2 protein-coding genes are annotated in these 2318 nt (G+C 36.8%); both read right to left on the bottom strand.

The features are described 5' to 3' along the window. A partial coding sequence (gene pnp, locus AC1DPQ_RS25270) for a polyribonucleotide nucleotidyltransferase (protein ID WP_477611246.1) occupies window positions 1–1723 on the bottom strand: 1723 nt, incomplete at its 3' end. Between the two features lie 177 nt (window positions 1724–1900). After that, window positions 1901–2185 carry a 30S ribosomal protein S15 gene (rpsO, locus tag AC1DPQ_RS25265; protein WP_029275143.1) on the bottom strand — a complete coding sequence of 95 codons (285 nt, stop codon included), beginning with the start codon at window positions 2183–2185 and terminating at the stop codon, window positions 1901–1903. Window positions 2186–2318 lie beyond the last annotated feature (133 nt).

Below are 2318 nucleotides of genomic sequence, written 5' to 3'. Positions count from 1 at the left end.
GGCCGATAATTGCACCGATAAATTCTTTATCAATAGTTAAAGAAACAATACGTGGTGCATGTGGTTTATAATCTTCGTTAGGCGAGCTAATGGTTTTCTTCATCTCGTTTAAGATGTGTAAACGACCTTCTTTAGCCTGTAACAAAGCTTTTGTTAGAACTTCGTAAGATAAACCATTGATTTTTAAGTCCATTTGACAAGCAACGATACCGTGTTCAGTACCAGTTACTTTAAAGTCCATATCACCTAAGTGATCTTCATCACCTAAAATATCAGAAAGGATTGCATATTTACCGGTTTTCTCATCGGTAATTAAACCCATTGCGATACCTGAAACTGGAGATTTGATTTTAATACCTGCATCCATTAATGCTAATGTACCCGCACAAACAGTTGCCATTGATGACGAACCATTAGATTCTAAGATATCAGAAACAATACGGATGGTATAAGGATTTGCTTCACCTTGAGGCAACACTTTTTTCAATGAACGTTGTGCTAATGCACCGTGACCAATTTCGCGACGGCCAGCACCTCTGTTTGGTCTAACCTCTCCGGTTGAGAAACCAGGGAAATTATAGTGTAATAAGAATTTATTGTAACCATTGAAGAAAGCACCATCAATCATTTGCTCATCATCTTTACTACCTAAAGTAACTGAAGTTAATGATTGTGTTTCGCCACGTGTAAATACTGCCGAACCGTGAGCAGCAGGTAAATAACCAACTTCACTCCAGATTGGACGAATTTCTGTAGTCTTACGACCATCTAAACGGATACCTTCATCTAACAACAGGTTTCTGATGGCATCGTACTGAACATCATGATAATAATGTTTAGCCATTGCTTTAGTTAAATCTGCAGTATCTTCAGGCATTGCCTCGAAGAATTCGTTAATGATCGCAGTGAAACCTTCTTTACGAACGTCTTTATTGCCACCGGCTTTTGCAACAGCATAAACTTTATCGTAAGTATCAGCATAAACCTTAGCTTTTAAATCAGCATCATGGTCTTCGTGGCTGTATTCGCGTTTAACGGTTTTGCCAGTAGCCTCAGTTAATTCAACCTGAATAGCACATTGAACTTTAATTGCATCGTGTGCAAATTTTAAAGCCTCAACCATTTCGTCTTCCTGAATTTCATCACACTCACCTTCAACCATGCCTATATCGTTAGCCGAACCAGCTACCATAAACTCTAAAGTTGCACGCTCTAATTGGCTAGCTAATGGATTAATTACCAATTTACCATCAATTTTAGCCACACGTACTTCAGAAATTGGACCGTTGAAAGGAATATCAGATACTGATAATGCAGCTGATGCTGCTAAACCTGCCAAACAATCTGGCATGATATCTTTATCAGCAGAGATTAAAGAAATCATCACCTGTGTATCAGAGTGATAATCGCTTGGGAACATTGGGCGTAAAGCTCTATCCACCAAACGAGAGATTAACACCTCGTAATCGGATAATCTTGCCTCACGACGTAAAAAGCCTCCTGGGATACGACCTGTAGCCGCATATTTTTCCTGATAATCAACCGATAAAGGTAAAAAATCAGTACCTGGTTTAGCACCAACGGTTGATACTACAGTTGCTAACAACATGGTATCACCCATTTTTACTACAACCGAACCATCAGCTTGTTTAGCCAATTTACCAGTTTCAATTTCTACAATTCTGCCATCGCCCAAATCGAACGATTTTTTTATTACATTCATTTAAATAGAATTATGGTGTGTTTTCCTCTTTCTACACACCGTTGTTTATATATGTATTTGTTTTTGCAAACGAAGATAGGATTAAAAAAGCCTATCTATAATAAAACCCGTTAAAAAAATTAACAGGGAATTAAAAAGCCATTCCCTAAAGAATGGCTTTTATTGATAAACTTGCGCTTATTTTTGTTTGATGATATCACGAAGCGATAAAGCTTTGATGATAGCACGATAGCGCTCAATATCTTTTTTGTATAGGTAAGCCAAAATACCGCGGCGTTTACCTACCAATTTTTGAAGTGACAACTGAGTAGAGAAATCTTTACGATTTTTCTTTAAGTGTTCTGTTAAGTGCGCAATACGGTATGTAAATAACGCTACTTGACCTTCTGCAGAACCAGTATTGGTTTCTACTTTGCCGTGTTCTTTAAAGATTACAGCTTTTTTCTCTGGACTTAAATACATTCTTGAATAATATTAAAGCAATAAAAAATTAATTAATTGTGGCGCAAAGATAAGGCTATTTTTATTTATAAGCAAGTGATCGTTATTATTATCTTCTTTTATTTATAAGCAAGTGATCGTTATTATTATCTTC

This window comes from Pedobacter sp. 01T416_2 (assembly GCF_056398925.1).
This window is presented reverse-complemented; position numbering and strand designations above follow the sequence as displayed.